3 protein-coding genes are annotated in these 2,493 nt (G+C 69.5%); all 3 read left to right on the top strand.

The features are described from left to right. Positions 1–258 (top strand): SufD family Fe-S cluster assembly protein (locus AB0I22_RS39685; protein WP_363135901.1); only part of this gene is annotated, 258 nt, incomplete at its 5' end. 102 nt (positions 259–360) lie between these two features. Then, positions 361–1,545, top strand: a complete 1,185-nt coding sequence (sufD, locus tag AB0I22_RS39680; protein WP_363135900.1) for a Fe-S cluster assembly protein SufD — start codon at positions 361–363, stop codon at positions 1,543–1,545. A 160-nt stretch (positions 1,546–1,705) separates the two neighbouring features. Beyond that, complete coding sequence (gene sufC / locus AB0I22_RS39675; protein WP_363135899.1) at positions 1,706–2,470, top strand: Fe-S cluster assembly ATPase SufC; 765 nt, start codon at positions 1,706–1,708, stop codon at positions 2,468–2,470. The last annotated feature ends 23 nt before the right edge of the window (positions 2,471–2,493 follow it).

Below are 2,493 nucleotides of genomic sequence, written 5' to 3'. Positions count from 1 at the left end.
GACACGATCTCCCGCTCGGACACGTACCCGTACGTGGACGTGCGTGAGGACGACGTGTCGATGGGCCACGAGGCGACCGTCTCCAAGGTCAGCGATGACCAGCTCTTCTACCTGATGAGCCGGGGCATGACGGAGTTCGAGGCGATGGCGATGATCGTGCGGGGCTTCGTCGAGCCGATCGCGCGTGAGCTGCCGATGGAGTACGCGCTGGAACTCAACCGGCTCATCGAACTGCAGATGGAGGGCTCCGTCGGCTGACGGTCCACGCTGTCTCCTCCCGCTCGCGGGGGCCACGGGCGGCCCCCGCGAGCGCTCCCGCAGCGAACGCCCTGACCGCAGAAAGCGAGTACATCGACAGCCATGGCTGAGGCTCAGAACATCTCCGCTGGTTCCACGGCCGCCGGTTCCGTCCAGGTGACCGCTGATTCCACCGTCGCCACCCGGATGAGCGCTCCCCCGTCCTACGACGTGGCCGACTTCCCCGTACCGCACGGCCGCGAGGAGGAGTGGCGCTTCACTCCCCTGGACCGGCTCAAGGACCTGCACAACGGCACCGCCACCGCCGCCGGCGAGGGAGTGACGGTCGAGGTGAGCGCCCCCGCCGGCGTCACCGTCGAGACGGTGGGCCGCGAGGACCCGCGGCTCGGCGCGGCCGGTACGCCGGTGGACCGGGTGGCCGCCCAGGCGTACAGCTCGTTCGAGAAGGCGTCGGTGGTCACCGTCCCCAAGGAGACGGTGCTCGACGAGCCGGTCCGGATCGCCGTGCACGGCGAGGGCGGCACCTCCTTCGGCCACCTGTTCGTGGAGCTCGGCGCGTTCGCCGAAGCCGTCGTCGTCATGGAGCACTCCGGCTCCGGAGTGCTCGCGGCCAACGTCGACTTCGTCCTCGGCGCGGGCGCCAAGCTCACCGTCGTGTCCGTACAGGACTGGGACGGCACGGCCGTCCACGTCGCCCAGCACAACGCGCTCATCGGCCGGGACGCCACCTTCAAGTCGACGGTCGTCACCCTGGGCGGAAATCTCGTACGGCTTCACCCGCGCGTTTCCTACCAGGGCCCCGGCGGCGAGGCCGAGCTCTACGGCCTGTACGTCACCACCGCCGGGCAGCACCACGAGCACCGGCTCCTCGTCGACCACACCGCCCCGCACTGCCGCTCCGACGTGGCCTACAAGGGCGCGCTCCAGGGCGAGGACGCGCACGCCGTGTGGATCGGCGACGTCCTCATCCAGGCGCCCGCCACCGGTACGGACACCTATGAGCTGAACCGCAACCTGGTCCTCACCGACGGGGCGCGCGTCGACTCGGTCCCCAATCTGGAGATCGAGACCGGCGAGATCGTGGGGGCCGGGCACGCCTCGGCGACCGGCCGGTTCGACGACGAGCAGCTCTTCTACCTGATGGCGCGCGGCATCCCGGCCGACGAGGCCCGCCGCCTCGTCGTCCGCGGCTTCTTCACTGAACTCGTCCAGCGCATCGGCCTCCCCGACGTCGAGGAGCGGCTGCTCGCCAGGATCGAGCAGGAACTGGAGGGGCCCGCGGCATGACCTCCCCGCGGCACGCCCCGTCCTCGTACCCGTACCTGTTCCCGCCCTCGTCCTCGTCCCCGGCCCCGTCCTCGTACGTCCCGTAGAGACCGTAGAGACCGAAGGAGGCGGCCGGAAGCGACTGTGCGCGTCTCCCCTACCGAGGAGTCCTGAGTTCCCTATGGCTACGCTTGAAATTCACGACCTGCACGTGTCCGTCGAGGTCGACAATGGCACCAAGGAAATCCTGCGCGGCGTCGACCTGACGGTGCGGCAGGGCGAGACGCACGCCATCATGGGCCCCAACGGCTCCGGCAAGTCGACCCTCGCCTATTCCCTGGCGGGTCACCCCAAATACACGGTCACCGGCGGCACCGTCACCCTCGACGGCGAGGACGTCCTGGAGATGACCGTCGACGAGCGCGCCCGCGCCGGCGTGTTCCTCGCCATGCAGTACCCCGTCGAGGTCCCCGGCGTCTCGGTCTCCAACTTCCTGCGCACCTCCGCGACCGCCATCCGCGGCGAGGCCCCCAAGCTCCGCACCTGGGTCAAGGAAGTCAAAACGGCGATGGAGCAGCTCCAGATGGACCCCGCCTTCGCCGAGCGCAACGTGAACGAGGGCTTCTCCGGCGGTGAGAAGAAGCGCCACGAGATCCTCCAGCTGGAGCTCCTCAAGCCGAAGATCGCCATCCTCGACGAGACCGACTCCGGTCTGGACGTGGACGCCCTGCGCACCGTCTCGGAGGGCGTCAACCGGGTCCGGGAGGGCGGCGAGGTCGGCACCCTGCTGATCACCCACTACACGCGGATCCTGCGCTACATCAAGCCCGACTTCGTGCACGTCTTCGCGCAGGGCCGCATCGCCGAGTCCGGTGGCGCGGAGCTCGCCGACAAGCTGGAGAACGAGGGCTACGAGGCCTACGTGAAGGGCGGCGCTCCCGCGTGACACAGCTGCCGGACCTCCTGGCC

The sequence above is a fragment of the Streptomyces sp. NPDC050610 genome, assembly GCF_040654875.1.
In the GTDB taxonomy this organism is placed as follows: Bacteria; Actinomycetota; Actinomycetes; order Streptomycetales; family Streptomycetaceae; genus Streptomyces.
This window is presented reverse-complemented; position numbering and strand designations above follow the sequence as displayed.

Coding starts and splice junctions, on each gene's coding strand:
- sufC (WP_363135899.1), top strand. CDS start 1,706: ATGGCTACGCTTGAAATTCACGACCTGCACGTGTCCGTCGAGGTCGAC.
- sufD (WP_363135900.1), top strand. CDS start 361: ATGGCTGAGGCTCAGAACATCTCCGCTGGTTCCACGGCCGCCGGTTCC.